The organism is Xenorhabdus japonica (assembly GCF_900115195.1).
Classification (GTDB): Bacteria; Pseudomonadota; Gammaproteobacteria; order Enterobacterales; family Enterobacteriaceae; genus Xenorhabdus; species Xenorhabdus japonica.
This window is the reverse complement of the sequence record NZ_FOVO01000020.1, coordinates 14679-41145: the sequence shown is the minus strand read 5'-3', so window position 1 is coordinate 41145 and position 26467 is coordinate 14679. Positions and strand designations below refer to the sequence as shown.

Here is a 26467-nt window from a genome sequence, read left to right as displayed (position 1 = left end):
CAATTTAACATGCTGAAGCGATACAGGAGAAGACAGAAACGTTTTCCTGTGTTACAAACAAAGTTACAAGCGTGAGCTGGCAAGGGATATGGTTTTAGATCAATATGTCAGCACTCTGACGTCTTTATAATTCATATAAAATTCCAGCTTGTCAGTTTTTCAGCAAATTAATATGTTAATCTATTGACTTTATAAAGCTAGCCTGAAGAGAAACCCAGTTTCTCACTTCATAAAGGCAAAAATAACAACAGAGGATAAAGCGAATGGTTCTCGGCAAGCCACAAACAGACCCTACTCTTGAATGGTTTTTGTCACACTGCCATATTCACAAATATCCATCCAAGAGTACGCTTATTCATCAAGGTGAGAAAGCAGAAACACTTTACTATATTGTTAAAGGTTCAGTTGCTGTTCTAATAAAAGATGAAGAAGGCAAGGAAATGATTCTCTCTTATTTAAATCAGGGAGATTTTATTGGTGAACTTGGATTGTTTGAAGAGGGACAAGAACGTACTGCATGGGTACGAGCTAAAAGTGCCTGTGAAGTGGCTGAAATTTCCTATAAAAAATTCCGCCAGTTAATTCAGGTTAACCCTGATATTCTGATGCGTTTATCTGCTCAGATGGCAAGTCGTCTACAAACCACTTCCGAAAAAGTAGGTAATTTAGCCTTCTTGGACGTTACAGGCCGTATCGCCCAAACATTGCTTAATTTGGCTAAACAGCCTGATGCAATGACTCACCCTGATGGTATGCAAATCAAAATCACTCGTCAGGAAATTGGGCAGATTGTGGGTTGCTCCCGTGAAACAGTTGGTCGCATTCTGAAAATGTTGGAAGATCAAAACCTGATCTCAGCACACGGTAAAACCATCGTCGTTTATGGGACACGTTAATTCCCAGTAAACCTGAAATCCAGCCAGCGCTCTTTTATATTCGCACTGGCTTTTTTGTTACTTCACCTAACTGTTATTTTTCCAACCATCTATTTTTTCAGCCATCTATTTGTTCAACCACCGGGATATTGCCATATCCAACCGCATCATACCTTCTGTGATTTCATCCTCAGAAATAATCAATGATGGTGTAAAACGCAAGATACTGTCTCCCGCACTCAATAATATCAATCCTTGTTCCGCCGCTTGCTGCAATATTTCTTTGGCCTTACCCTGATATTCTGCTTTCAACACAGCTCCAATAAGTAAGCCTTTTCCGCGAAATTCCTGAAAGATGCCATACTTTTGGTCAATCTTTTCCAAGGCCTGAATGACCATATCATGACGTTTTTCTACCCCCATCAGCACTTCCGGAGTATTAATGATATCCAACGCGACACAACCGACAGTACAAGCCAATGGATTCCCGCCATAAGTCGTTCCATGCGCGCCCGTTTCCATTGCAGCCGCTATTGCATCTGTCGTTAACATCGCACTAATCGGGAAGCCACCTCCCAGAGCTTTTGCTGTCGTCAGGATATCCGGCTGCACACCATAATGCTGGTAAGCATACAACTTGCCTGTGCGTCCCACTCCACTCTGAACTTCATCAAAGATCAACAGAGCCTGATGCTTATCACATAATTCACGCACCCCATGCAGAAATTCCATTGTCGCGGGAGTGACTCCGCCTTCCCCTTGAATCGGCTCTAAAACAACAGCACAGGTGCGATCATCAATTACTGCCCTGACGGCATCCAGATCATTAAAAGGCACATGAACAATATCAGCAGGGTTGGGGCCAAATCCTTCGGCGTATTTCGGCTGTCCTCCTACCGAAACAGTGAAAAAAGTGCGCCCATGAAACGCCTGATGAAAAGCAATAATTCGGGTCTTAGTGGGATGATGACGAGTAATCGCATAACGACGCGCTAATTTGAATGCCGCTTCATTAGCTTCTGCTCCTGAATTAGCGAAAAAGACCTTCTGCGCAAAGGTTGCATCAATTAATTTTTGCGCTAAGGTTAAGGCGGGTTCATTGGTAAAAATATTGCTGATATGCCACAGTTTTTCACTTTGCTGTTTCAGAGTATTTACCAAGACAGGATGACAATGCCCCAGAGCCAAAACAGCGATACCACCAGCAAAATCAACATATTCTTTACCCTGTTGATCCCATAATCGACTTCCTTGCCCTCTGACAGGGATAAAATTTGCTGGTGCATAAATAGGCAACATCACCTGATCATAGGTATTTCGGTTTATTGCTTTATTTTCTATCACTTCCCTCACCTTATTTTTATATTTGCCATTTCAAAGTGAAATAATAGTCATTTAATATGAATAAAAAATCACGCAAGAGCAAATAAAAAAACAACCGAATGAGGGAGTGTAATGGTATCTGATTAATATTTGAGGAAATTATTCAATAACTCATGTCCCTGCTCACTAAGAATGCTTTCCGGATGAAATTGCACTCCTTCCAGTGGCAAAGTACGGTGACGTATTCCCATGATTTCATCCACATCACCATTACGCTGACTCCATGCCGTCACTTCAAATGAAGCGGGAAGCGTTTCTGCGGCAATAACCAGAGAGTGGTAACGCGTGACAGTTAATGGATGATCCAACCCTTTGAATACTCCTTGCTGGCTATGGTGGAGCAAACTGGTTTTTCCATGCATCACTTCACGGGCTTTAACAACACTGGCTCCAAAAGCCTGACCTATCGCCTGATGTCCCAAGCATACACCGAGGATAGGCAATTTCCCTGCAAAATGTGAAATCGCTTCCAACGAGATCCCAGCTTCATTTGGGGTGCAAGGGCCAGGAGAAATAACTAAATGTGTCGGCGCCAAATCTTCGATATCTTCAAGCTGTAGCTCATCATTACGCTTAACTAAAACCTCTGTCCCTAATTCACAAAAATATTGATATAAATTGAATGTAAAAGAATCGTAGTTATCTATTATTAATAACATAGGAGTATATCCTACTGATTTTATAGTTTTATAAGTTGTCCTACCCCATTGGGATATTATGCATTCTGTATTACGGTAAAATCAGGTAAATCAGTACCAACGGGGGGAGTCATCATACCACAGACGCATTTTTAAAATAGAGGTACAGAGAAATGGCGGAGAGAAAGATGATGGAGAGAAAACGGACGGCATTCAAACAACCATTAATGATTATCCGAATACCGTATTATGTCAGTTCAAATTATTAAGGCTCAATCTTGGCAGACAAAATCACAATAGGTGTCACCGGCACATTTTGATAAGGGCCGGCATTTTCTGTTTTGACTTGAGAAATTTTATCAACTACGTCCATACCTTTTACTACCTTCCCAAAAACTGCATAACCAAAGTCACGCTGTCCGTGGTCAAGGAAAGCATTATCAGTCACATTAATAAAAAACTGAGCGGTGGCGCTATCCTTATCTGCGGTACGTGCCATCGCAATAGTGCCCCGAAGATTGCGCAGACCATTATCGGCTTCATTTTTAATTGGAGCCCTGGCGGCCTTCTGTTTCATATCTTTTGTGAAACCGCCACCCTGAACCATAAAACCAGGGATAACACGGTGAAAGATAGTGTTGTTATAAAATCCTTCATTGGCATACTCAACGAAATTCTTGGTAGTAATTGGTGCCTTATTGCTATCCAACTCAAGTTCGATTTCGCCTGCTGATGTTACCAACTTCACGTGAGTTTCAGCGGCCAATGCTGGGACAGCAATTGCACTGATAGCACATGCCGTCATAAGCGACACAAAAATACGTTTAAACATTAATGATTCCTTTATTTTTGAGGTCAACAATAAAACTCATAACAACAAAACTTTTTAAGTTTAATTCCCTATCGCATTAAGTTCCAAAGATTTACCTACATTTACGAGTATTTTAGGTGAACAGAGGGGAATTCCATTGATACGACGTTTATATTCGCACATTTTGATAATGGTCATTTTGTGAATAACCTCAATATTGATGCGCTTTCCACGCCAAGGAGCATAAACTGGGAACTAATGCATGTTCGACAGTATGATGATATTCATTCAAAATCTGCGCACTTGGCTTCTGAGAGTGTGCCCGTATACATTTTTTAGTATTGTTACTCGTACAAATAACAGGCACTAAAAAATGTGATATGGGCTCAACTTGACGCGTTGAAAAAATGACCTCAACCCTTTTACGACACCCTCGCTCTGGGCGAGGGTTTACGGCAGATTTTGCTAATAACAGTTAAGATAATGCCAAAGCTCTCTGGATAACTACAACGTTTCAACAACCTATCCGTTTAGCCAACGCTTTTGCAAATTGTATTGCACTACCTTCAGAAAAAGGCAGATTTAAAGAAGGCTCACATATTTCTACTTCCAATACCATCGGCTGACCATTATTGCCACGAATAAGATCAATACGCGCATAAAGAAGAGGTTGTTCAAGGTGTAAGTGTAATGTTACAGCATTGAGAACAGCAGTAGCAACCGCACGTTCATCTTCATCAGCAGAGCGTGCCTTACGAAATTCTTGTAATGGTGAATTCACTGTACCATCTGGCATAAGTAGAGCGCGCTTGCAGATAGCATGACTATAAACACCGTCAAAATAAGACAAGTTAGTCTCCCCATCACTATCAATTGACTCCAAATAGGGTTGTAATATTACATGATGACCCTTTTCTATTAGACTATTAATATGTTTAATAGCCTTATCTTCCAGTTGTCGTGCATAGCGTTTAACATCCTTCGAGTAAGCACCAACTGTGGGTTTTATCACAATTTCTTTGATTTCAGGATTCCCAGTGAAAAATTCCCGTAGAGCCTGCCGTATGTTTGTGTTGGAATTAATAAACTTACTCGGTACGATCGGTACTCCATGTGCTGCAAGATCGACCAGATAAAATTTATCAAGATTCCATCGTACTACCGATAAAGGATTAAACAGGTGTGTTAAACGTGTAATATGTTCACACCAAGCTAGAAACTTAGGTAATTGGTCTACATAATTCCAAGGAGAACGCAATAAAACAGCATAAAAGCGTGACCAATCAATGGACCTATCCTCCCAAAAACATACTTCCACGGTGAGACCAATTGTTTGGCAGGCATCAAGCAGTAATGGCATATCATAATCGTTTGGAAGACTGATTTCATCGGTAATCAAGGCAATAATATTCATAGAACAATTCCAATATTTGATCCAAAAAAAGATTATTGTGTTGGTATTCTCATTTTTCAGCGATGCAAATCTCGAAGAAACTAATTACCATGGCACAATTTCTCCCATATGCATATAGCTACCAGTTGGTCCATTACTATCGAGCAGAGCCATGCTGACAGTTGTTTTAGCTCCTGTCGAAATATCCAGTTTACCAGAACCTTCATTCATATCAGTCTTGGTATAACCAGGATGTACAGAGTTTACCTTGATCGGTGTTTCGCGTAATTCGTAAGCCAAGTGTACTGTCCAAGAGTTGACAGCGCTTTTGGAGGCACTATAGGCTGGAAGGGATTTAAACATCGGGCTATAAGAATAAGAGCTTGGATCGCTATGCATACTTAGTGAAGCGAGCAGGCTAGAAACATTAACAATACGCCCTGCTATAGATTTACGAATTAGTGGCAGAAAAGCAGTAGTTACTTCAACAATACCGAATAGATTAGTGTTGAATGTTTCCCGCCATTGTTGCAATGGCTGTTCTGATGGTTGTTTACCATACTCCTCAATTCGAATGCCTGCATTGTTGATCAAGATATCAAGGCGCCCGTATTTTCTAGTTACTTCTGTGACAGCGGCAAAGATACTATCCGTCTTCGTTACATCCAGTATTAAAGCTTCAACATTAAGGCCTTCGCTCTTCAATTTAATCGCTGCTTTGGTAGTTTCCTCATGATTGCGACCAGTTAACAATACATGGATTCCGTTTTCAGCAAGTTGGCGTACTGTTTCGAATCCAATGCCACGATTGGCACCAGTAACAAGAGCAATTTTGAATGGATATGCGGACAAATCAAATCCTCCATTTTGAAGGAAGAAAAAAAATGATAAGCGCTGATTGCTTACCAAATTAAATTATAGCTTCGCTAAAAAAGTCGCTACAGGTGGCCCGAAACGGTCTATATCAACCAGAAAAGCATCATGTCCTATCGGTGATTCCAATGGCAGGAACTGTACATTAGCACCACTTGCACTCAACCCCTCAGCAATCTGCTGCTGTTGCCATAATGGAAACAAAATGTCAGTCTGTACACCAATCACCAAAGCTTTCTCAATGTACAATCGAGACAAAGCTTCAGCAGCAGCATTACCATAAGATTCACCAAGGTCAAACCAATCCATACTACGGCTCAGATAGAGATAACTATTGGGATCAAAAGTTCGCAAAAAGCGATGTGCATGACATTCCAAATAACTTTCCACTTCAAATTCTAAACCAAACGGTTTCTCATCTACGTGATGACTAGAATTTAAGTAATTACGACCGAAACGACTGTCCCATTCTTGAGCTGAGCGGTAAGTTATCATGCCTAATTTACGAGCTATAAGCATGCCGTCTATCGGATAATTCTCCTCATCATATTGGCCCTTCCTCCAATTCGGATCAAGCCGGATAGCCTCACGTTGCAAAGAGCGGATTGCAATAGAAAACGGAAGAGAATGCACCGCTCCAGAGATATTAATATGGTTACGTGCCAGATAGGGATACCGATATAACAAAGCCAGAGCAACCATGCTTCCCATAGAAGCACCTACCACGCAAGACAAATATTCAAAGCCCAATGCAAATACAGTAAAGGCCGCTGCATCAGCCATATCCTCAATAGATAACTCAGGAAAATCCAGTCGATAGGGTTTGCCTGTATTTGGATTGACTGAGGCCGGACCTGTTGAACCTTTACAACTGCCTAATGGATTGATACAAATCACGTACCAACGATCTGTGTCAATAGGCTTTCCTGACCCTAACATATTTTCCCACCAACCAGGCGTTGGATCGTCCGCATGCGAAGCTGCATGAGCATCAGGTGAAAGACCAGCAAGGATCAAGATGACATTATTATGTTGTGCATTTAACTGCCCAAAAACCTCATAAGCTATGCGTGCACCCTTTATCACACCTCCACGCTTCATCGTAAATTCATTAGGCAGGTTGATAAATCGAGTAGTTATTGGTATGAACTCCCTCATATATTCACTCCAATTACATGATTTTTTCTTATAAAAAAACGATATGAAACAACACAGTTGTTTAATTTCAGAAGGAAGACCTCCCCAAATTAAGAGTCGTTAAGGGAAGATCCTAAAGAAGCTAACCATTCATCATCCGAGCCTTCATTAATTCCTTCGAGCAAGAAAGTAGACAGATAGCGTTCACCAGTATCTGGTAGCATTGTGAGTAATACAGAACCCTCTGGGGCGCTTTTAGCTACATTAAGTGCTGTAGCCAAAGTAGCTCCTGCTGAAATACCCACAAATATACCTTCTTCAGTGGAGAGACGCCTCGCTGTATCACGAGCAGAGACTTCATCAATCGTCAGAAGTTCATCAATAACTGTAGAATCGAGTACTTCCGGTATAAAATTAGGGGCCCAGCCCTGAATTTGATGTACATTCCATGTCTGACCTGATAGCACGGCTGCATTTTCTGGTTCGGTAGCAATGATGCGTACATTAGGCCGTGCAAGTTTTAGCATCTGACCGACGCCAGTAAGAGTTCCGCTAGTACCGAAACCAGTAACAAAGTAATCTAATCTCTTTCCTGCAAAATCACTGAGGATTTCTGCTGCTGTAGTTTCACGGTGATAGGCCGGATTGGCTGGATTTTTGAACTGATTAGATCGAAACCAACCATATTTTCTTGCTAACTCATCAGCTATACGATTTCCGCCACTACTGCCTTCGGAACCAGGGAAGAGAATAACTTTTCCTCCATAGGCTCTCATTAGCTTACGTCGTTCCTCCGAATAGGTATCAGACATCACCGCTACAAACTTGTAGCCGCGTGCTGCTGCCACCATTGCCAACGCAATACCTACATTGCCAGAGGTACATTCGCAGATTGTATCACCGGGTTTCAGTAATCCTTTAGACTCTGCATCAAGGATCACTGCAAGGGCAAGCCTATCCTTTACCGAACCACCAGGATTGAAAGACTCTACTTTCACATAGACTGTGACATGCTTAGGCGCAAGACGATTTAACTTAACGATAGGTGTATTACCGATTGTATCAAGAATACTATTGTAAAGTGGCATCAGAAAATTATCCTTCGTAAAAATACAATAGATTGGCATTAAGATTGTTTAACAGAGTCTGAGCAATTGTGGCGAAAACACTTCGTATGAAAAAAGGATATGGATATATTTCCGTATGACACAATCAACCATTATTTAGCCCTCTCTAACATCTTAAACACAGGAGCAACAATATCGAGAATAATTGCAAGCGCTTTTTCATTACTTTCTTCATCGGTTGAAGCATTAAACTCTGCCAGTTCTATTCCTAAAATTTGCTCCAAAGGAATTTCTTCAAATATTGTTTGAATTTGTGACGGCAACATACCATTCGGAACCGTGTAATCGGCGGGCAAAAAACCTGGTTCAAGTACATCCCAATCAATATGTATCCATACAGGAGAACCATCAATGGCATTCAAGATGTTTCTAGGTGTTGCTTCTGTTGGCGGGATAATCCGAACACCAGCTTTCTGTAAAAGCTCATATTCAGCAGGGTCTATATCACGAGCACCAACTAGAATGACTTGTTCAGAGCAAAGTCCTGAGCCATGCCCACTATCCCAAAGACCACAAGCAGCAGAAAGTACCATACCTCCGAGGTAGCCTGATTTTGTCGTTTCTGGGGTATTAAAATCCCCATGTGCATCAATCCACAGCACTACAGCCTCAGGATGCTCTCTTGCCACAATTGGCAATGAAGCAAGACTTGCCGAACATGTATTGGCAAGCATAACCGTACGGTTGTTGCCCTTGATACTTGTTTCAATTGCTTGCCTTAATTCAACCAGTGTTTCCTTCGCTTGAGGAAGACTGATACTCCAATCATCATTGGCAGGTGGTGCACTTTTTCCAATGAAATAGCTTTGAGTACCATAGCGTTTTTCTAATGCTTTCGCTGTACGTGCAGCACCTTCAATCATACGTGCAGCTCTATCCGCTACGCGCCCCTGAGAAACAATAAGATCAATCATGGATTAATATTTCCTTTTCATTATTGTCAGTGGAGACTTTGGGTTACCTAAAACCTTCTGCCATCATGTGCAAAAAATGTGCTAAGCTCATTTTTTCCTAAACAAAAATGGACACTTACCTGTATTCTCAATGTTTTCTTCCAAGAGACCATACTGCTGCCACTCGAGTGCATTGGAACCATAAGAACCAAGTTGTAAGGAACGAGGAAGGCCGTCATACTTATCTATGCGATCACGGATATTGAAACGAACCCTACGACCAGCTGGTGTGTCACCAGCAACAATATCGAAGCGCTCACGCGGGTTAATAACTAGAATAAAGTGCTTACCAAGATTTCTGCTCCGGCGAACTTGGTTAGCAGGGCTACTCATATTGCAGAATAACTGCATTCCGTTAAAACACATGGACCAAGATGAAGAATTAGGATCTTTACTAACGTTCTCTGGCCAAGGTACAGAGTCAATATAATGTAAATTCTGAAGAACTTTCCAACCAAACGCATGATAATCATCAACAGACTGAGCATCTATGACACTCTGTGAGAATGCCACAATAAGTGGATACGCTGTATTTAGGTCACCATCCCAATTCTTCGAGATTTCAACATATTCCTTAATTCCATTTCCCAGATGTTGGACACCACTTGTATCAAAATTTTCTATGAAGATGAATTTCAACAGATTCTTTCTAAATGCTCTTTTCGAGAAAACGCAGGGGAAATCGACATCACTAAGCCGAGATTCAATATCTCTAAAAACAGCATGGTGCCAATCTACTCCACTTTTATTTAATTGCTGCTGAGAAATTAACACATTAAGATTATGATTTTTATCTAAAATACTCACTTAAACGCCCCTTCATCAATGAAAAAATAGTTTTCTTACGAACTACCTTTGAAATCGAATCTATGGCTGTCAAAATCTTATCTATTTAGAGGACTGAATGTTTTTTCCAGAGCCAAATAGTAATTAAGGTGATGATTATCTGGGTCACTGAGAATATTGCCATTGCGGGCAATAAGCCGAACATATCAGCTAAAGCTCCACTAGCAATGACCGGGAGAGAAAATCCAATATAAGCATAAATAAAAAGACCCGCTGTTGCCCTAGCTCGATTATCTAGAGCTCTTGAAGAAAATTCGAATAAAGCCGAAAGATAGGTAAAGCCATAGCTTGCTGCACTAGTAATAGAGGTACCTAGCAGTATTAAGGTTATTGATTGAATCCAGAATCCTATAAGAAGAACAAGGAAACCGAGAGGAGTTAGTAACAATCCTAAAGCTAGTGCTTTTGGATTAGCCATCCGACGTGCAATAGGTTGGCAGAGAAAGCCTATAAAGATTGCTAAGAAAATGACAAGGCCTGTCCAACCATCAAGATCCTGAGTTTTTAGTTCTAATGGCACTACCGCAATTATCATTCCAGTTGTTGACCATGCCAGGGCCATGGCAATACCAAATACCCATGTTCTAGGCGGGAACACTGGAAGTTTGATGATCGAAACGCGCTTAGGTACATCAACACGTGGCATCTTAAGTCCAATAATGGCAAGAATAGGAGCTATTACAAATAGCACAATAAAGCTAATGGGAATAAGGGTTGGCCCCTGTATCCCTAAACTTAAACTTGTGGCCAACGCACCCCCACCAAAACCGAGAGATGTAGAAGATGTTACGATCAGGGCAGCACGCCGAGCATCATCATTCCCCATAATCTCGACCATGTAGGCCGTACCTGCTGTCGTCACTAACCCTGTACCAATACCAAGTAGTACCCGTGCAACAAAAAGACTTTCCCAGTTAGGAAATAAGACTAAAAGAAGCGTAGCAATTGTTACAAGAAACAGAGATATTGTAATAGGTAGTCGTCGACCAATTCGATCCGACAAACCACCTAATAAGAGTAGTGTTGGCATCAGGCCTGCCACATAAGCAGCAAAAGCGACAGTCACGGCAGTTGCCTTCATATTGTTTCCAGCAGCATAAACTCCGTATAATGGTGTTTGAAGATTTACAGCAAATGTCGCTGTAAATAATGCTAGAGCAAGTAAAATAATAGAAATAATTTTCGGCATAGCTGTAATTTACCTTAGAAATAACATTCTCTTTATGGGTACAATACTTATTATTGAAACAGAGTATTACAGATGCAAAAACAAAAATCAGGTTTTTTATCAATAACTAGAAGTTATTAATCTGCTCTGGCTAAGATAAAAATAATTATGATATTAAATTTATTTAAATAAAAATAATTTTTGTTGTAGTAATTCTTTTTTATTTTTTGATTAGGATTATGATGCATGGGTAAATTTTTCCGAATCTTACCCTCCTAACATTAGGAAAAACAACATGATTTATAAAAAAAACACTAAGATGGAATATTGATCACATTTTTAACATGCAAATATTAAAACCTTATAATATATTACATTAAAGAATTTAGAATTATACATAAAAAATGGGTAGCGCTATTATGAAATATTATCCACCTAAATTATTTTTTATTTTAGAGAGTGCCCATGCAAAATACGCTTAATTCCCAAGAAAATCTTTTGAACGAATAAAAAATATCAAAGGTGAATAGTAATTTAAATTAATACTGCTTAGAATTAACTTTGAAAATACATTATCTAATATATTCCCTTTTACTTCATCAAAGTTGTACTAAAGGGAAACGCCGGGGCATATATTTAAAGGTTAGATTGGCTATCAAATGTAGTGTTCACGCTCAATGAAAGTCCCTAAGATCTTATCGTGAATTTCTTCCGATATGGAGTAACCTATTGTTTTTCGATTCAGACTTTTTTAATTGACTGATGCTTTATATATATTGCCTTCCAAGCATAGTGTGCCCAGCAATTCAGCTTGTTTTGGCTTACTGAAGCCAATTTTAGAAGGTGTCTATTTCATTATGACCACAGCTCAAGGGGAATTATATTCACTTTTCGCCGACTACCTTCGCCGTTCTTTATCGGAATGCCGTTCTTTATCGGAATAAAGTTACGCCTGTCCACAAGCAGCTGCTCTCGGTATAATCACCACGCTATTTTTGTGTATTCCTCGGGGAGATAACCATTTTGACCATCAAAAACTACAACTATCATATGACTCATTTTATTACGAGCGCACCTGATATTCGCCACCTACCTCAAGATGTGGGCATTGAGGTCGCGTTTGCCGGTCGGTCAAATGCGGGTAAATCCAGCGCATTGAATGCACTGACCCGCCAAAAGAGCCTTGCGCGTACCAGTAAAACTCCTGGCCGTACTCAGTTGATTAACCTGTTCGAGGTCGAAGAAGGGGTTCGCCTGGTCGACTTGCCGGGCTATGGTTACGCTGAAGTACCAGAAGAGATGAAGCGCAAATGGCAGAAAGCCTTAGGGGAGTATCTCCAGAAACGCGAATGCCTGTTAGGGTTGGTGGTTTTGATGGATATCCGCCATCCACTGAAAGATCTGGATATGCAAATGATCGAATGGGCTGTCGTGATGCAGGTACCTGTCATGGTATTGCTGACTAAAGCCGATAAACTGGCATCCGGTGCTCGTAAAAGTCAATTGGCGAAAGTTCGTCAGGAATTAGCCTCTCTGGATGGTGATGTTCAGATCGAGTATTTCTCCACTTTGAAAAAAATCGGCATCGATAAACTAGAGCAAAAACTTGACCTTTGGTTCAATCAACCTGCCATTGAAACGGAGTAATATCCGCGCTTGATCTTATCACGCACCCATAAACCAGATATAAAAAAACGCCCCAGTCAAAAAAGATGACTGGGGCAGCTAATATTCAGCTAAATCCGATTACGTGAAGTAAAAGGTCTGAAAGATAGAACATCTTACCTCTGTACCCTACGCCGATAACTTTAACCTATTCCTTTAATCAAAAAAAGACTTTTTTGTAATTAATTTTCACAAAATACCTCGATAAAGCCACTAACATTTAAGTAAAATAGGTTACTTTGACATCATTCATGTAGTTTAATTACATATTTATGGGATCTAGATCTAATATAAAACCTAACCTAAATTCTTGTCACAAGCCTCTTCTCGGTGTGATTTAGCTTATCTCAGTTCATTAAACAAACAGTGATTTCATAAAAATCATTCAATAAAAAACCACTACTACAAAATTCAGTAATAAAAAAAGAACCGCATTTTTGCGGCTCTTTTTCAGCTTCTAAGATGACGGTTCTAAGATAAAAGGCATATCAATGTGCCTGATCCCAGTCATCACCAATCCCAACATCCACTTTTAACGGTACGTCAAGCAGCATGCTTTGTTCCATCAACTCTCGGATCTTCTGCTCTGCGGTCTCCAACTCTGATTCATGTACTTCAAATACCAGTTCATCATGAACCTGCATGATCATGCGTACATTTGGCTGCTCACTGATAATCCAGTCATCTACCGCAATCATCGCCAATTTGATGATATCCGCTGCCGTACCTTGCATCGGTGCGTTGATGGCTTCACGTTCTGATGCCTTGCGACGCATGGCATTACGCGATTTGATATCCGGCAGGTACAACCGACGACCTTCCAGTGTTTCGACAAATCCATGATCAGCCGCTTGCTGGCGTGTGCGTTCCATATAAGCCAATACACCCGGATAGCGCTCAAAATAGAGATCCATATAGCGTTGTGCTTCGCCACGCAGAATACCTAACTGACGGGATAAACCAAACGAACTCATGCCATAAATCAAGCCAAAGTTAATTGCCTTAGCACTGCGGCGTTGCTCGCTGGTCACTTGTTCCAATGGCACACCGAACACTTCCGCAGCAGTCGCACGGTGGATATCCTTACCTTGTGCAAATGCCTTTAGCAGCCCTTTATCTTGTGATAAATGAGCCATAATGCGCAGTTCAATCTGTGAATAGTCCGCCGCCATAATTCGGTAGCCTTCCGGCGCAATAAATGCCTGACGAATACGTCGTCCTTCCTCATTACGGACAGGAATGTTTTGCAAATTCGGATCGCGGGAAGAAAGACGCCCTGTCGCAGTTACCGCCTGATGATAAGAAGTATGAACACGATTTGTCAGTGGATTCACCATCTGAGGCAATTTATCCGTATAAGTGGATTTCAGTTTTGCCAGACCACGATGCTCCAGAATCACTCTTGGCAATGCATGGTTCTCCGCCAATTCTTCCAACACTTCTTCATTCGTTGATGGTGCGCCATTCGGCGTCTTTTTCAGCACAGGTAAGTTCATTTTTTCAAATAGAATGACTTGCAACTGTTTTGGCGAAGCCAGATTGAATTCTTCCCCTGCCAACTCATAAGCGGATTTTTCCAATTCATCTAAACGTGCAGTGATTTCCCTTGAATGTTCTGCCAGCGTTTGAGCGTTGATCAATACCCCCGTTCTTTCCATACGGGACAGCACCGGCACCAGCGGCATTTCGATCTTCTGGAAAACTTTTTTCAGGGTTGGGACGCTTTCTAACTGAGGATACATGGCCTGATGCAGTCTCAAAGTCACATCCGCATCTTCTGCTGCATATTTTGAGGCTTCCTCTAATGCAATTTGATTGAAGGTAAGTTGTTTTTTGCCCTTGCCCGCAATTTCTTCAAATGTCGTAGTTTTATAGCCTAAGTGACGATCAGCAAGGCTATCCATGTCATGCCGACCGCCGACACTGTTCAAAACATACGATTCCAGCATGGTATCAAAAACAATGCCATGCAAAGCAATGTCATAACGCGCCAGAACACCACGATCAAACTTCAGGTTTTGACCAATCTTAGGCAAGTTAGCATCTTCCAGTAGCGGCTTTAATGCGGCAAGAACTTCATGTAGATCCAATTGCTGTGGCGCATCCAGATAATCGTGTCCCAATGGCAGATAAGCAGCTTCAACTTCTGATTCTCCTGCTTCTGATTCCCCCACGGCAATGGCAAAAGACATTCCCACCAGATTGGCTGTCAGGGTGTCCAAACCGTCGGTTTCAGTATCAAAAGAGAATGCCGGAGCCTGTTTCAGTTTTTCAATCCACTCATCAAGGGATTGGCGTTCAAGGATGGTTTGATAGCTTTCCGGCGAAATTTTGACAGCAGTGGGTTCAATTGACACTGATTCTGATTTATCTGATTTATTAATAGCGCCTGCGGCGGGTTTCTGTCCGCTCCTTTCCAGCCAACTACCATTCTGTACGTCACTGATCCAACGTTTAAACTCATAATGACTGAATAGTGTCAACAATTCATCCGTATCCGGCGGCATAACGGAAAGCGCCAGACAGGCTTTATCCAGCTCAATGTCGGTTTTGATGGTCGCCAGTTGGTAGGAAAGAAAAGCCACCTCTTTATGCTGCTCCATTTTACCGCCCAATGTTTTGGCTCCACGGAAACCAAGTGCAGCGATTTCATCAAGTCGGTTATAGATCTCATTCAATCCACCGATACCCTGCAATAGCCCCTGAGCTGTTTTTGCACCCACTCCCGGCACACCCGGAATATTATCGGAAGAATCCCCCATTAAGGCGAGAAAATCGATAATCAGTTCAGGAGGAATACCATATTTTTCCGTAACTTCTTCTGGCCCCAAAATGGTGTTAGTCATAGTGTTAATCAACGTGATATTTGGCGTAACTAATTGCGCCATATCTTTATCACCTGTGCTGATCAGAACTGAACGGCCCTCTTTTTCAGCCTGCAAGGCCAATGTACCGATAACATCGTCAGCCTCAACACCCGGAACAACCAGAATTGGCAGCCCCATTGCCTTGACCATCTTGTGCAACGGCTCAATCTGCGAACGCAAATCATCCGGCATTGGCGGTCGATGAGATTTATATTCAGCAAATAGTTCATCACGGAACGTTTTGCCCTTGGCATCAAATACAACCGCCACATGACTCGGTTTGTACTGTATGATTAAACTTCGCAGCATGTTCAGCACGCCATACATGGCGCCCGTCGGTTCTCCTGAACTGTTTGTCAGTGGAGGAAACGCATGGTATGCACGATAAAGGTATGAAGAACCATCAACCAAAATCAGGGGATTGTCTGCTATCTGTGCCATAAAATTTTCTTCGTCGTTCTGTGAGATGATTAAAGAATAGAATGCCATACTGCGTCGCTATAAACGAATTTTGCGGTAATTTTCTCGTACTGACTTGCATATTATGACAAATATTTTGATGAATACGCTGTGGATAACTTTGTGCACAAAAAATGGCACATAAAACAGATTTATGTTTATAACCGTAAAAAGTAAATAACAGGAGGTTAAAATCAATGAATTACGCGGAAAATTAAAGAAATATTACAACCGTTTTAAAATCACTGAGTTGTGGATATTACCGGAGTTTATGTTATGAAATGTATTTTTTGGCAAGTATTGTGCCAACCTTATTATGGCTGGCACAATACCTATATTATTTTATATTAATATTCGCGTCTTGTTTCTTACGTCACCATCCTGTGACTTATTTTTTGTTCACCAGAGAGTTCACTACCTCAGAGAATTTCTGACCATAATCCAGAGTGGAACTGGATTCGATGCCGGCATTGTTAATCAAATATTTGCCCTTAACAAAGACAGCCGGAACACCTCTCAAACCAAGTTCTTTAGCCGCCTGACGCTCTTTATTTGCCACAGATTTCACAATAAAGCTATTCAATGCTGCATCATACTCTTCACCAGATACACCCGCTTTGATGAAAGCATTACGGATGTCTTCTTTACTCTTGATGGTTTGATTTTTTTGAATACCCTCAAACAAAATTGGTGTGACTTTATCTTCAACCTTCATGACAATAGCGACGGCCCAAGCATCAGTCAATTCCTTACCCAAAGGCCCCAGAAAATCAACATGATAACGTTCATTCGTCACACCAGCTGGCAAATTTTTCTTGATAGTTGAACGAACATGGTAAGTGTTTTCAAACTGATAGCAGTGAGGGCAATAAAAAGAGAAAAACTCTAACACCTGAGGCTGGTTCGCAACCGGATTTCTTAACTCAGTATACTGTTTGCCTTCAGAAAAACCGGAAGCGGATGCATTAAATACCATGAACGCTCCTACCAATAATAGCCAAAATTTTTTCATAGTGGTCTCCAAAAAAATTAATACATCGGATTGAGTTGTAAAGGTGGTTCCTGCAACAACCGGACTTGTTCAGAAAAAAGGCCCACTTGCTTATGCCAAAAATCACTATCAGCCATCCACGGAAACGCTTTTGGAAAAGCGGGATCTTGCCAGCGACGAGCAACCCAAGCTAAATAATAGATCATTCGCATAGCACGCAGAGGTTCTATTAACGCCAATGTCTTGGAATCAAATTCCATAAACTGACCATATGACTCCAGCAAAATATCCAACTGGATCAGTCGCTCTTGCCGTGAGCCATTGAGCAACATCCACAAATCCTGAACAGCAGGGCCATTACGGGCATCATCAAGATCTACAAACCATGCTTCATCGCGCCACAAGATATTGCCAGCATGACAATCCCCATGCAGCCGCAATACTTGCCAGTTATCGTGCCATTGGCTTGCTACTGCCTGATTTAATTCATCCAGCGCAGCCAAAAAGCCCTGTTTATGCCGAGCTGGGATTAGCTCACATTCAGCCAAATATTGATACGGCTGATATAAATATTCATTCAAATTAAGAGTGGGACGCGCCGAAAATGTTTTTTTTACTCCAATTTGATGCACTCTTCCCAACAATCGACCAACATCTTCCAATTGTTCAAAATTATCTAATTCGTACTGGCGACCTCCCACACTGGGGAAAATGGTAAAAAAGAAACCGCCATGATTCAGTACGGTCTGTCCGTCAAACTTCAACGGTGCCGCTATTGGCAAATCGGCTTGCTGCAATTCATGCGCAAGATCATGTTCCTCTTGGATTTGCTGTTGGCTCCAACGCAAGGGACGATAAAACTTCACAACATAGCGTTTGCGGTTCTCATCTATGAACTGATATACACGATTCTCATAGCTATTCAGTTCGGTCAGCCCAGAATCAAGATACAAGCCAGACTGCACCAACGCATCCATAATTAAATCTGGTGTAATATTCTGAAAATTAAAAGCTTTCTCTTCCGTCACAACACAGTTCTCTCTTCATCAATCTTTAATAATGCCCCGGGCACGCAGTAACGCGGTCTTAAAATCTTCTTCATAATCTTTTTTCAATCCGGGGATTTCTGCATGGCTATCCGTACCACGCATTTTCAGGTGATAAATAAGAATATCATCCGTTAATTCAGACAACTGCCCCTTGAATCCCGCTTCATCAGCCAGTTTTTGCAAAAGCTCCACCAAATTTAAATCCGACTCATTCTTCCATACTGGATGTAAAAGTTCGATAACTTCATTGAGGTGGTGATACTTCATTATTTTTAGTTCCTTATAAATAACTAAACAAATTAGCAAGGTTAATGGCTCTGAGAAAGCATTGGTCTGTCAATCAGTGTAAAGTTATACTGCCACTTCAAAGCAGCATGGTTAGATATTGATTTAAAAATGTTATATACCCAAACATTAAATATTTCATTGCCCAATATCAGGTGATTTAACATGACGCATCCAAAAATCAGTGGCGCAATTCTGGCTGGAGGGCTATCCACCCGCATGGGCGGAAATGACAAAGGATTGCTACAATTCGATGGCTTACCACTATACCAACACATCGCTACAAAGTTGCAGCCACAGGTTCATGAGTTGTTGATTAACGCCAATCGCAATCTGGGGATTTATCAGCAGAGTGGCTATCCAATCATACCGGATATTATTACCGATTTTTCTGGGCCACTAGCTGGTATGCTGGCAGTTTTAAAAAAAGCCCTCAATGAATGGGTGGTGTTTGTTCCATGCGATGTTCCCGATTACCCTGAAGACCTCGTAGCAAAACTGTGGCACTACAAACAAAACGCTTGGGCCGCTTATGCACATGATTGCGAGCGCGCACATCCTACCTTGGCATTAATGCACCGCAACCTGATACCGCGTCTGGAAAGTTACCTCGCATTGGGGGATCGGAAACTGATGTTCTTTATGCAGATGATTAAGGCAAAAGCGGTCTATTTCCCCACGCCTAACGCTTTCATCAATTTAAATACACCTGAAGATCACCGTAACTGGGAATACCAATATAGGGAACTCCTTCAGGAGTCAGCATGAATCGCAATATCAATACCATTGACACTACACTGCCCATTCTGGGTATTACTGCTTATAGTGGAACCGGAAAAACGACGCTATTAAAACAGGTCATTCCACTATTGCGCCAACAGCGCATCCGGGTTGGGTTGATTAAGCATACTCACCATAATATGGATGTTGATAAACCGGGCAAAGATAGCTATGAACTGTGCAAAGCGGGTGCGACTCAGACGCTGGTCGCCAGCCAGCAACGTTGGGCATTGATGACTGAGACTCCAGATTTGCCAGAGCTAAATCTTCACTACCTCGCCAGTCGATTTGATGCAAATTCACTGGATCTGATTCTGGTGGAAGGATTCAAACAAGAACCGATCCCAAAAATCGCGTTGTATCGAAATAGCCTAAGCCGAAATAGCATAAACCTTGGTTTTGATGAAATCCTAGATCCTTATGTACTCGCCATTGCCAGTGACATTCCACTGGAAACATCACTTCCACAGCTCGATATCAATCAACCAGAACAGATCACAGTCTTTATTGCTGAATGGTTGTACTCACAAAAAACCAGAAGGTATTGAGGATGATAGGCAGTTAACCAAGCACAAAAAAGCGGGTTGTTGGGTACATGTGGATGGCGCTTTTGGACTCTGGGCGCGGGCATCAAAGGAAAAATCCGCTTTAGTAAAAGGCGTTGAAGCTGCTGACTCTTGGGCGGTGGATGCTCATAAATGGCTTAATACCCCGTACGATTGTGGCATGTGTATCGTACGTAACAAGCAAATGCAAAGAGAAGTCATGACAACCTCGGCTGCCTATGTGGAGACGCCAGATATGTGGCAGGCAAAAGACATGCTGCCAGAGTTCTCCGGCAGAGCGAGAGCAGTTGAAGTTTGGGCGGCAATTGCAGAGCTTGGCTCACAGGGAATTGAGGCACTGGTTGATTGCTGCTGTTTATACACAAAAATATTGGCAAAAGGGCTGGAGTCACTCGGTTTTACCATTCTCAATGACATAGTGCTTAATCAGGTCGTAGCTTGCTTCCCCGATACCCATTTGCAGCGCGCAATGTTACACAAAGTACAGCAATCCGGTGAATGCTGGTTTGGACAAACAACGTGGCAAGGGCAAGAAGCCATTCGTCTCAGCGTCAGCTCCTGGGCTACCACAGAAGATGATATTCAACGCAGCTTGAAAGCAATTTCTACCGCTATTGGCGAGATTAAACAACAGGCTGTTTAAAATCTGCCTTATATATGACAGCAGAAATTATATTGTCAAAAATCCAAACGCCCTGATAGTCATATCAAGGGCGTGAAATCATAGGTTCTTTGCCTAAGATATTTATGCCATAAACATCATAGTTGCCCATTTCTAACCGATAATCTGGTGAAATCGTATAATCCACTAACTTACCCGAAGGTTTTAGGTTACAAGCAATGTTATAGAACATGCTCTCAAGATCTTTGAGCGATTCAGCATAATTAAACAACCAAGCTGCAACAACGAGATAAAACTTGTCAAATGATTCCATATCGCAAACATTTCGGATATGAAACTCGAGATCATTACCAGATTGTTTCGATTTTGCCCTGGCAAACTCTATCATTTTTTCTGAGATATCTATACCGACAACTTTTGCTGCCCCACAATTGCGAAGCTTCCGACCGAAATACCCATTTCCACAAGCTATATCCAGAACTGATTTACCATGTACATTATCGAGGATAGTACGTACTTCTACCTTAATGTGAGCTGCAGCCTTCATAAAATGTTCATAGCGATCAGCGATGAAGTTATAATCTAAATTTTTTTCAATCATTACTATTACCATCTGATATTACTTTTATTAGAGGTAAATAGAGGGTAAAGTAATCCTGTTTTCCATTTAATGGCAAGTGAAAAATCACCTGCCATTTATCCTGATATACCTTTGCCTTACTTACCTTCCGGCATCAAACCAATAAATGAGGTCTTTTTCCGTGGCTCAGTCATCAATGCTTCCAGTTTTTCCACACAACGTAAGTAATGAGGAGTTTTCTTATGCGCCGCAACAGCCTCTTCATCGTTATAGGCTTCATAGATATAGAAGCGAGTCGGGATATTTTCATCACGCAGTACATCAAATCGTAAATTGCCCGGCTCTTTAATAGAGCCGAGATGATTATCCCGGAATACTTCGATAAATTCGTCTATCTTGTCGGCTTTAACGTTAATCTCAACGAATGTGACATGCATATTATTCCCCCTTGGCTTTTTCACTCAGGAAAATTTCATAAGCCTGAGCGGGTTTCTCATTGTGATGCACCACTGCCTGCACCGCTTTCAGCATTGCAACAGGCGCTTCCGATTGGAAGATGTTGCGCCCCATGTCTACCCCAGATGCACCCTGATCTATCGCCTGATAGCACATATTCAGTGCATCCAGCTCCGGTAATTTCTTACCACCCGCAATGACAATCGGCACTGGACAACCTCCTGCAATCCGCTCAAAACCGCTATCAACATAATAGGTTTTGATAATGTTCGCCCCCATTTCGGCTGCAATTCGAGTCGCCAGCGAGAAGTAACGTTGGTCACGAGCCATATCTTTACCGACCCCCGTCACTGCCATCGTTGGCATCCCATAACGCATCCCCTGATCCACCAGCTTGATAATATTCTTGATGGATTGGTGTTCGTGCTCTGAACCGATATAAACCTGTGCCGCCACCGCACAGACGTTAAGACGAAGTGCATCTTCCATTGCCACCGCAACCGCTTCATTGGATAGCTCAGTCAGAATGGAATTGGCACCAGACGCGCGTAAGACCACAGGTTTATTGGTTGCAGGCGGAACCTGACTGCGCAGAATACCACGGGTACACATCAGCACATCGGTATGTTCAAATAGCGGGGCGATATTAATATCAATACGCTCCAAACCCGTTGTTGGCCCCTGAAAATAACCGTGGTCAAATGCCAGCATCACCGTTTTATTGGTAGCGGGATTGAAAATTCGAGACAAACGGGACTGCATACCCCAATCCAACGCACCACAGCCTTTCAGTTCAAACAGCGTGTTCTTTTGCGGTGTATCAATGCCAAAATCTTTACCGTCTTTGATATCATCTAAATCTGCCATTTCTTCCTCCAGAAAGGTGTCAGAGTCAGGCTGCATGTCAGCCCCATGAATCAGAAATCATCTTGATTAGAAATCGTACTGATTGATATTATCTTTGGTGAAAATCACCCGCTCCGGCATAACAACGATACCGTTGCCTTTCGCTTCATAACGGTATCCCTGCACGCTGTTAGGTGAAATTTCAACATAGCCAACATCAGGAATATTCAATTTATCTCCCACATTCAAATCGCCTTTTTGCAATATCTCATTAGCAACACGAATGGCGATTTTGCCCTGCTTGACCACATCCCACAGAGCGAACTGTTTGACCGTACCATTTTCAACATAAGGGCGCATTACATTTGGGGTACTGAACCCAACGATCGCAACATCCTGCCGCTTCAGGTTTTCTGCTGCTTGAGCTGCCGCTGGCAAAGCGTTGGCATCAGGAGCAATAATCGCATCCAAATCCTCCCATGCTTTCAAAATGCCTTCCGCTGTCTGCAAAGATTTAGTGGCATCGTTATACCCAAACCGAGTGGTGACAATTTCCCAATTCGGATGTTCCTTTGCAATTTTCGCTTTGGCCTCTTTCACCCACTGGTTCTGATCCGTCACTGTCGGGCTTGAATAGAAAAATGCCACTTTCGCTTTCTCTTTTTTTACCTGATTGGCAGCCATATCCACCAAAAGCTCCCCCAACTGTTTTGAAGTTCCTTGGGTGATATAGATAGAACGACATTCTGGTGATGTATCTGAATCCCACGTCAATACTTTTCAGGAGTGTCTTTTACGTTCCAAAAATATGTTGTTGTAAAACAGAAGACTACCAGTGTTGCTACTAATCACAAATTTGGTAACGATACTGATAAAATTACTGGCACTGAACAACAATACATTAAGATCCAGCATCCATAGATTAACCATGTCAAAAAGCAGTATTTACGCCACCAATAGCACCGTTCCAGCCGTAACGTTGCTGAGATAATCAGCTTAACGACCCTGTTCAAACACCTATCCAGTGCCAACGTCACCAGTAGGACAAGGCTGACTGGTGCACTATCAGTAAAATTCATAGTCAGTTTCAGGAAAAACGGATCATCTGTATTAGTGATAGCATCACCGTGTAACATCACTGTAATTTATGGAATTCTGAGCTTTCGTTTTTGACACTAATACAACTAAGTATGAATATTTATTTATTAAAAGTATTTTTGTTCAAAACTTTAATTCATAATTTGGAATTATTGCAGTATTTTGATCACACTCTGTGGAAAAATTAAAATTATGTGAAAATATGTTCAAATTTTCACAAAAAGACTCTGGCGCATCAGGAGCTTTCGTGCTTATTCTTTCTTTGTGGATAAAAATGTCGACCAAATCAACTAAGAAACAATTAGTATCAGAGAGAAATATGTTATCTGAAGAAACTGACTATTCAAGTCACAACTATCCAGGAAATAGCATAAGTGAAGAAGAACTAATGGCCCGAATTGCCTGGTTTTACTATCACGATGGTCTGACGCAAGGGGACATCGGTGAATTGCTTGGCCTCAATCGCCTCAAGGTCTCCCGTCTGTTAGAGAAAGGACGGCAGTCTGGCGTGATCCGCGTTCAGATCAATTCACGCTATGAAGGGTGTTTGGAATTGGAAGATACCTTGCAAAAACGCTTTAATCTCAGACAGATTCGCGTATTACCTACCCTTGATGGCATGAATCTGAATGCCCGTCTCGGTATCGGAGCCGCTCACCTGTTGATGGCGCTGATTGAGCCTTATCAGCTATTGGCGATTGGATTTGGCGAAACTCCCATGTGCACTTTACAGCACCTGAGCGGTTTTATCTCATCCCAGCGAATTCGACTGGTGACGCTATCGGGAGGTGTTGGCTCTTATATGACTGGCATCGGTCAACTTGATGCAGCCTGTCCTGTCAGCATCATTCCTGCACCACTGCGAGCCTCCACACATCAAGTTGCGGCAACATTCCGCGAAGAACGCAGTGTACGGGACGTGATTTTGGCTGCTTGTGCAGCCGATACTGCCATTGTCGGGATTGGCGCTATCAAACAGAAGCAAAACGCAACAATTATGCGTTCCGGCTATATTAGTGATGGCGAACAATTGATGTTTGGCCGCAAAGGTGCTGTCGGAGACATTCTTGGTTACTTCTTCAACATGGAAGGTGAATTGGTCAGTGATATTGATATCCATAAGGAACTGATCGGTATCTCCTTGCCAGAGATGAAAAACATCCCGAATGTGATTGGTGTAGCGGGTGGCATCGAAAAAGCAGACGCTATCGTTGCTGCGCTGAACGGAGGCCATATCAATTCACTGGTGACAGAAGAACAGACTGCGAGAGCTATGCTAATTTGATCAACTAATAATCGCCACCCATCCCCTGTGCCATATCGAATAAAAAGAAGATAACAACAGACGAGGATAGCATCATGAATCAACGCGCTCATGTTCACCCATCAAGGAAGTATCTGATGGCGCTTGATGCAGGAACTGGCAGTATCCGTGCAGTTATATTTGATCTCGAAGGGAATCAGGTTTCCGTTGGGCAAACTGAGTGGATACACCAACCTGTACCGAATGTTGCGGGTTCGATGGAATTTGATCTGAAAAACAACTGGCAACTGGCCTGCCAATGCATTCGGCAGGCACTGCAAAAGGCGGAACTGCCTGCCAACGCGATTCAGGGCGTTGCCGCCTGTTCAATGCGAGAAGGCATTGTCCTTTATAATCGCAGTGGCGATCCTATCTGGGCGTGTGCCAATGTAGATGCCCGCTCCAGTCATGAAGTCAGCGAGCTGAAAGAGCTTTACAACAATACCTTTGAGTATGACGTCTACCGCTACTCCGGCCAAACATTGGCATTGGGGGCAATGCCGCGCCTGCTTTGGCTGGCGCATCATCGTCCCGATATCTATCGGCAAGCCAGCACCTTAACCATGATCAGTGATTGGCTGGCTTATATTTTAAGCGGTGAGCTGGCCGTTGACCCCTCTAACGCGGGCACAACAGGCATGCTGGATTTAGTCAGCCGCAATTGGCGCCCAAGCCTGCTGGAAATGGCCGGACTGCGATCCAATATTCTCTCCCCCGTCAAAGAAACAGGAACCTTGCTCGGCTATATCACGGAACAAGCAGCGGCAGAATGTGGCCTGAGCAGCGGTACACCCGTGATTATGGGCGGTGGGGACGTTCAACTCGGCTGTCTTGGTATTGGTGTCGTCAAACCCGCCCAAACTGCAGTACTCGGCGGAACATTCTGGCAGCAAGTTGTTAACCTGCCGGAACCGATCACTGATCCAAACATGAATATCCGCATCAACCCGCATGTTATCCCCGGCATGGCACAGGCAGAATCCATCAGTTTCTTTACTGGCCTCACCATGCGTTGGTTCCGTGATGCTTTCTGCGCAGAAGAAAAATTGCTGGCAGAACGATTGGGCGTTGATACTTACAATCTGCTGGAAGATATGGCAGCGCGGGTTCCTGCCGGAGCACATGGTGTTATGCCGATTTTCTCCGATGTCATGCGCTTTAAATCGTGGTATCACGCTGCTCCGTCTTTCCTCAACCTCTCGATTGATCCGGAAAAATGCAATAAGGCAACGCTATTTCGCGCACTGGAAGAGAACGCGGCTATTGTCTCAGCGTGCAACCTCGATATGGTTTCGTCATTCTCTGGCGTTCAACCTGATTCACTGGTATTTGCAGGTGGCGGCTCAAAAGGCAAACTCTGGAGCCAAATTCTCTCTGACGTTACCGGGCTGCCAGTACGAGTACCCGTGGTTAAAGAAGCAACTGCTCTGGGTTGTGCGATTGCCGCAGGTGTTGGCGTTGGGTTATATAACTCACTGCCCGCCACAGGAGAAAAATTGGTACGTTGGGAGCGGGAATACCAGCCGAATTTAAGCCACCGCGAGGTTTATCAAAAAGCGAAGAAAGATTGGCAAGCGGTATATGCAGACCAACTTCATCTGGTGGATGATGGGTTAACGACTTCATTGTGGAAAGCGCCGGGGTTGTAATCTCTATTAACAAGCATAACAGAGCAAGTAGGGCGGCTTGCTCTGTT

Annotated in this window: 25 protein-coding genes and 2 pseudogenes; 7 read left to right on the top strand and 20 right to left on the bottom strand. The window is 42.6% G+C overall.

Annotated elements, in window-relative coordinates; translation table 11 throughout:
* Positions 1-263 precede the first annotated feature (263 nt).
* Positions 264-896: a cAMP-activated global transcriptional regulator CRP gene (crp, locus tag BM135_RS09405; protein WP_004240730.1), complete on the top strand. Its 633-nt coding sequence runs from the start codon at positions 264-266 to the stop codon at positions 894-896.
* 105 nt (positions 897-1001) lie between these two features.
* On the opposite strand, the gene BM135_RS09400 is transcribed toward crp, so the two are convergent.
* The 11 genes and pseudogenes from BM135_RS09400 to BM135_RS09350 form a co-directional block, all read right to left on the bottom strand.
* Positions 1002-2174 carry an aspartate aminotransferase family protein gene (locus BM135_RS09400; protein WP_245737359.1) on the bottom strand — a complete coding sequence of 391 codons (1173 nt, stop codon included), beginning with the start codon at positions 2172-2174 and terminating at the stop codon, positions 1002-1004.
* Between the two features lie 167 nt (positions 2175-2341).
* On the bottom strand, positions 2342-2917 hold the full coding sequence (locus BM135_RS09395; protein WP_086109818.1) for an aminodeoxychorismate synthase component II: 576 nt from the start codon (positions 2915-2917) through the stop codon (positions 2342-2344).
* A gap of 244 nt (positions 2918-3161) precedes the next feature.
* Entirely contained in the window at positions 3162-3728 is a 567-nt protein-coding gene (ppiA, locus tag BM135_RS09390) for a peptidylprolyl isomerase A (RefSeq protein ID WP_092519487.1), read from the bottom strand.
* 493 nt (positions 3729-4221) lie between these two features.
* The gene (locus tag BM135_RS09385) at positions 4222-5121 is read right to left on the bottom strand and encodes an ATP-grasp domain-containing protein (protein WP_092519486.1); all 900 of its coding nucleotides are present in this window, start codon (positions 5119-5121) and stop codon (positions 4222-4224) included.
* Between the two features lie 84 nt (positions 5122-5205).
* Positions 5206-5952 carry an SDR family oxidoreductase gene (locus BM135_RS09380; RefSeq protein ID WP_092519485.1) on the bottom strand — a complete coding sequence of 249 codons (747 nt, stop codon included), beginning with the start codon at positions 5950-5952 and terminating at the stop codon, positions 5206-5208.
* Positions 5953-6015: 63 nt separating this feature from the next.
* Positions 6016-7131, bottom strand: coding sequence for a homoserine O-acetyltransferase MetX (metX, locus tag BM135_RS09375; RefSeq protein ID WP_092519484.1), 1116 nt, complete (start codon positions 7129-7131; stop codon positions 6016-6018).
* Between the two features lie 89 nt (positions 7132-7220).
* On the bottom strand, positions 7221-8198 hold the full coding sequence (gene cysK, locus BM135_RS09370) for a cysteine synthase A (protein WP_092519483.1): 978 nt from the start codon (positions 8196-8198) through the stop codon (positions 7221-7223).
* A gap of 131 nt (positions 8199-8329) precedes the next feature.
* Positions 8330-9151, bottom strand: a complete 822-nt coding sequence (locus tag BM135_RS09365) for an arginase family protein (protein WP_092519482.1) — start codon at positions 9149-9151, stop codon at positions 8330-8332.
* A gap of 87 nt (positions 9152-9238) precedes the next feature.
* Entirely contained in the window at positions 9239-9997 is a 759-nt protein-coding gene (locus tag BM135_RS09360) for a YqcI/YcgG family protein (RefSeq protein WP_217644295.1), read from the bottom strand.
* Between the two features lie 85 nt (positions 9998-10082).
* Positions 10083-11225 carry an MFS transporter gene (locus tag BM135_RS09355; protein ID WP_092519481.1) on the bottom strand — a complete coding sequence of 381 codons (1143 nt, stop codon included), beginning with the start codon at positions 11223-11225 and terminating at the stop codon, positions 10083-10085.
* A gap of 634 nt (positions 11226-11859) precedes the next feature.
* Positions 11860-11955, bottom strand: a pseudogene (locus tag BM135_RS09350) (IS1 family transposase); the annotation flags it as partial.
* A 272-nt stretch (positions 11956-12227) separates the two neighbouring features.
* Here BM135_RS09350 and yihA point away from each other — a divergent pair.
* Positions 12228-12851: a ribosome biogenesis GTP-binding protein YihA/YsxC gene (yihA, locus tag BM135_RS09345; RefSeq protein ID WP_092519480.1), complete on the top strand. Its 624-nt coding sequence runs from the start codon at positions 12228-12230 to the stop codon at positions 12849-12851.
* 85 nt (positions 12852-12936) lie between these two features.
* Here yihA and spfP read toward each other — a convergent pair whose 3' ends face one another.
* The 5 genes from spfP to BM135_RS09325 all read right to left on the bottom strand — a co-directional run bounded on the left by spfP (position 12937) and on the right by BM135_RS09325 (position 18502).
* Entirely contained in the window at positions 12937-12984 is a 48-nt protein-coding gene (gene spfP, locus BM135_RS18105; protein ID WP_438361642.1) for a small protein SpfP, read from the bottom strand.
* Positions 12985-13357: 373 nt separating this feature from the next.
* Entirely contained in the window at positions 13358-16177 is a 2820-nt protein-coding gene (gene polA, locus BM135_RS09340; RefSeq protein WP_092519513.1) for a DNA polymerase I, read from the bottom strand.
* 406 nt (positions 16178-16583) lie between these two features.
* Positions 16584-17207, bottom strand: a complete 624-nt coding sequence (gene dsbA, locus BM135_RS09335) for a thiol:disulfide interchange protein DsbA (RefSeq protein WP_092519479.1) — start codon at positions 17205-17207, stop codon at positions 16584-16586.
* 17 nt (positions 17208-17224) lie between these two features.
* Positions 17225-18214, bottom strand: a complete 990-nt coding sequence (locus BM135_RS09330) for a serine/threonine protein kinase (protein WP_092519478.1) — start codon at positions 18212-18214, stop codon at positions 17225-17227.
* 18 nt (positions 18215-18232) lie between these two features.
* Complete coding sequence (locus BM135_RS09325) at positions 18233-18502, bottom strand: YihD family protein (RefSeq protein ID WP_092519477.1); 270 nt, start codon at positions 18500-18502, stop codon at positions 18233-18235.
* A gap of 183 nt (positions 18503-18685) precedes the next feature.
* Between BM135_RS09325 and mobA the strand changes: the two genes are divergently transcribed.
* The 3 genes from mobA to BM135_RS09310 are packed head-to-tail and all read left to right on the top strand — an operon-like array spanning position 18686 to position 20509.
* Positions 18686-19288, top strand: a complete 603-nt coding sequence (gene mobA / locus BM135_RS09320) for a molybdenum cofactor guanylyltransferase MobA (RefSeq protein WP_092519476.1) — start codon at positions 18686-18688, stop codon at positions 19286-19288.
* A complete protein-coding gene (mobB, locus tag BM135_RS09315) occupies positions 19285-19848 on the top strand; it encodes a molybdopterin-guanine dinucleotide biosynthesis protein MobB (protein ID WP_092519475.1) in 564 nt (187 codons plus the stop codon). The genes mobA and mobB overlap by 4 nt, the downstream gene beginning before the upstream one ends.
* The gene (locus BM135_RS09310) at positions 19808-20509 is read left to right on the top strand and encodes a pyridoxal phosphate-dependent decarboxylase family protein (protein ID WP_175486052.1); all 702 of its coding nucleotides are present in this window, start codon (positions 19808-19810) and stop codon (positions 20507-20509) included. The genes mobB and BM135_RS09310 overlap by 41 nt, the downstream gene beginning before the upstream one ends.
* A gap of 64 nt (positions 20510-20573) precedes the next feature.
* Here the strand turns inward: BM135_RS09310 and BM135_RS09305 are convergent, their stop codons facing one another.
* From BM135_RS09305 to lsrB, 4 genes and pseudogenes are all read right to left on the bottom strand, one after another.
* Positions 20574-21089, bottom strand: a complete 516-nt coding sequence (locus tag BM135_RS09305) for a class I SAM-dependent DNA methyltransferase (protein WP_245737355.1) — start codon at positions 21087-21089, stop codon at positions 20574-20576.
* A gap of 116 nt (positions 21090-21205) precedes the next feature.
* Positions 21206-21505 carry a (4S)-4-hydroxy-5-phosphonooxypentane-2,3-dione isomerase gene (gene lsrG / locus BM135_RS09300; protein WP_092519473.1) on the bottom strand — a complete coding sequence of 100 codons (300 nt, stop codon included), beginning with the start codon at positions 21503-21505 and terminating at the stop codon, positions 21206-21208.
* A 1-nt stretch (position 21506) separates the two neighbouring features.
* A complete protein-coding gene (gene lsrF / locus BM135_RS09295) occupies positions 21507-22391 on the bottom strand; it encodes a 3-hydroxy-5-phosphonooxypentane-2,4-dione thiolase (RefSeq protein ID WP_092519511.1) in 885 nt (294 codons plus the stop codon).
* A gap of 66 nt (positions 22392-22457) precedes the next feature.
* Positions 22458-23150: pseudogene (gene lsrB, locus BM135_RS09290) on the bottom strand (autoinducer 2 ABC transporter substrate-binding protein LsrB); the annotation flags it as partial.
* Positions 23151-23787: 637 nt separating this feature from the next.
* Between lsrB and lsrR the strand changes: the two are divergent.
* The gene (gene lsrR, locus BM135_RS09285) at positions 23788-24753 is read left to right on the top strand and encodes a transcriptional regulator LsrR (protein WP_245737357.1); all 966 of its coding nucleotides are present in this window, start codon (positions 23788-23790) and stop codon (positions 24751-24753) included.
* Between the two features lie 74 nt (positions 24754-24827).
* A complete protein-coding gene (lsrK, locus tag BM135_RS09280; protein WP_175486050.1) occupies positions 24828-26420 on the top strand; it encodes an autoinducer-2 kinase in 1593 nt (530 codons plus the stop codon).
* Positions 26421-26467: the final 47 nt, after the last annotated feature.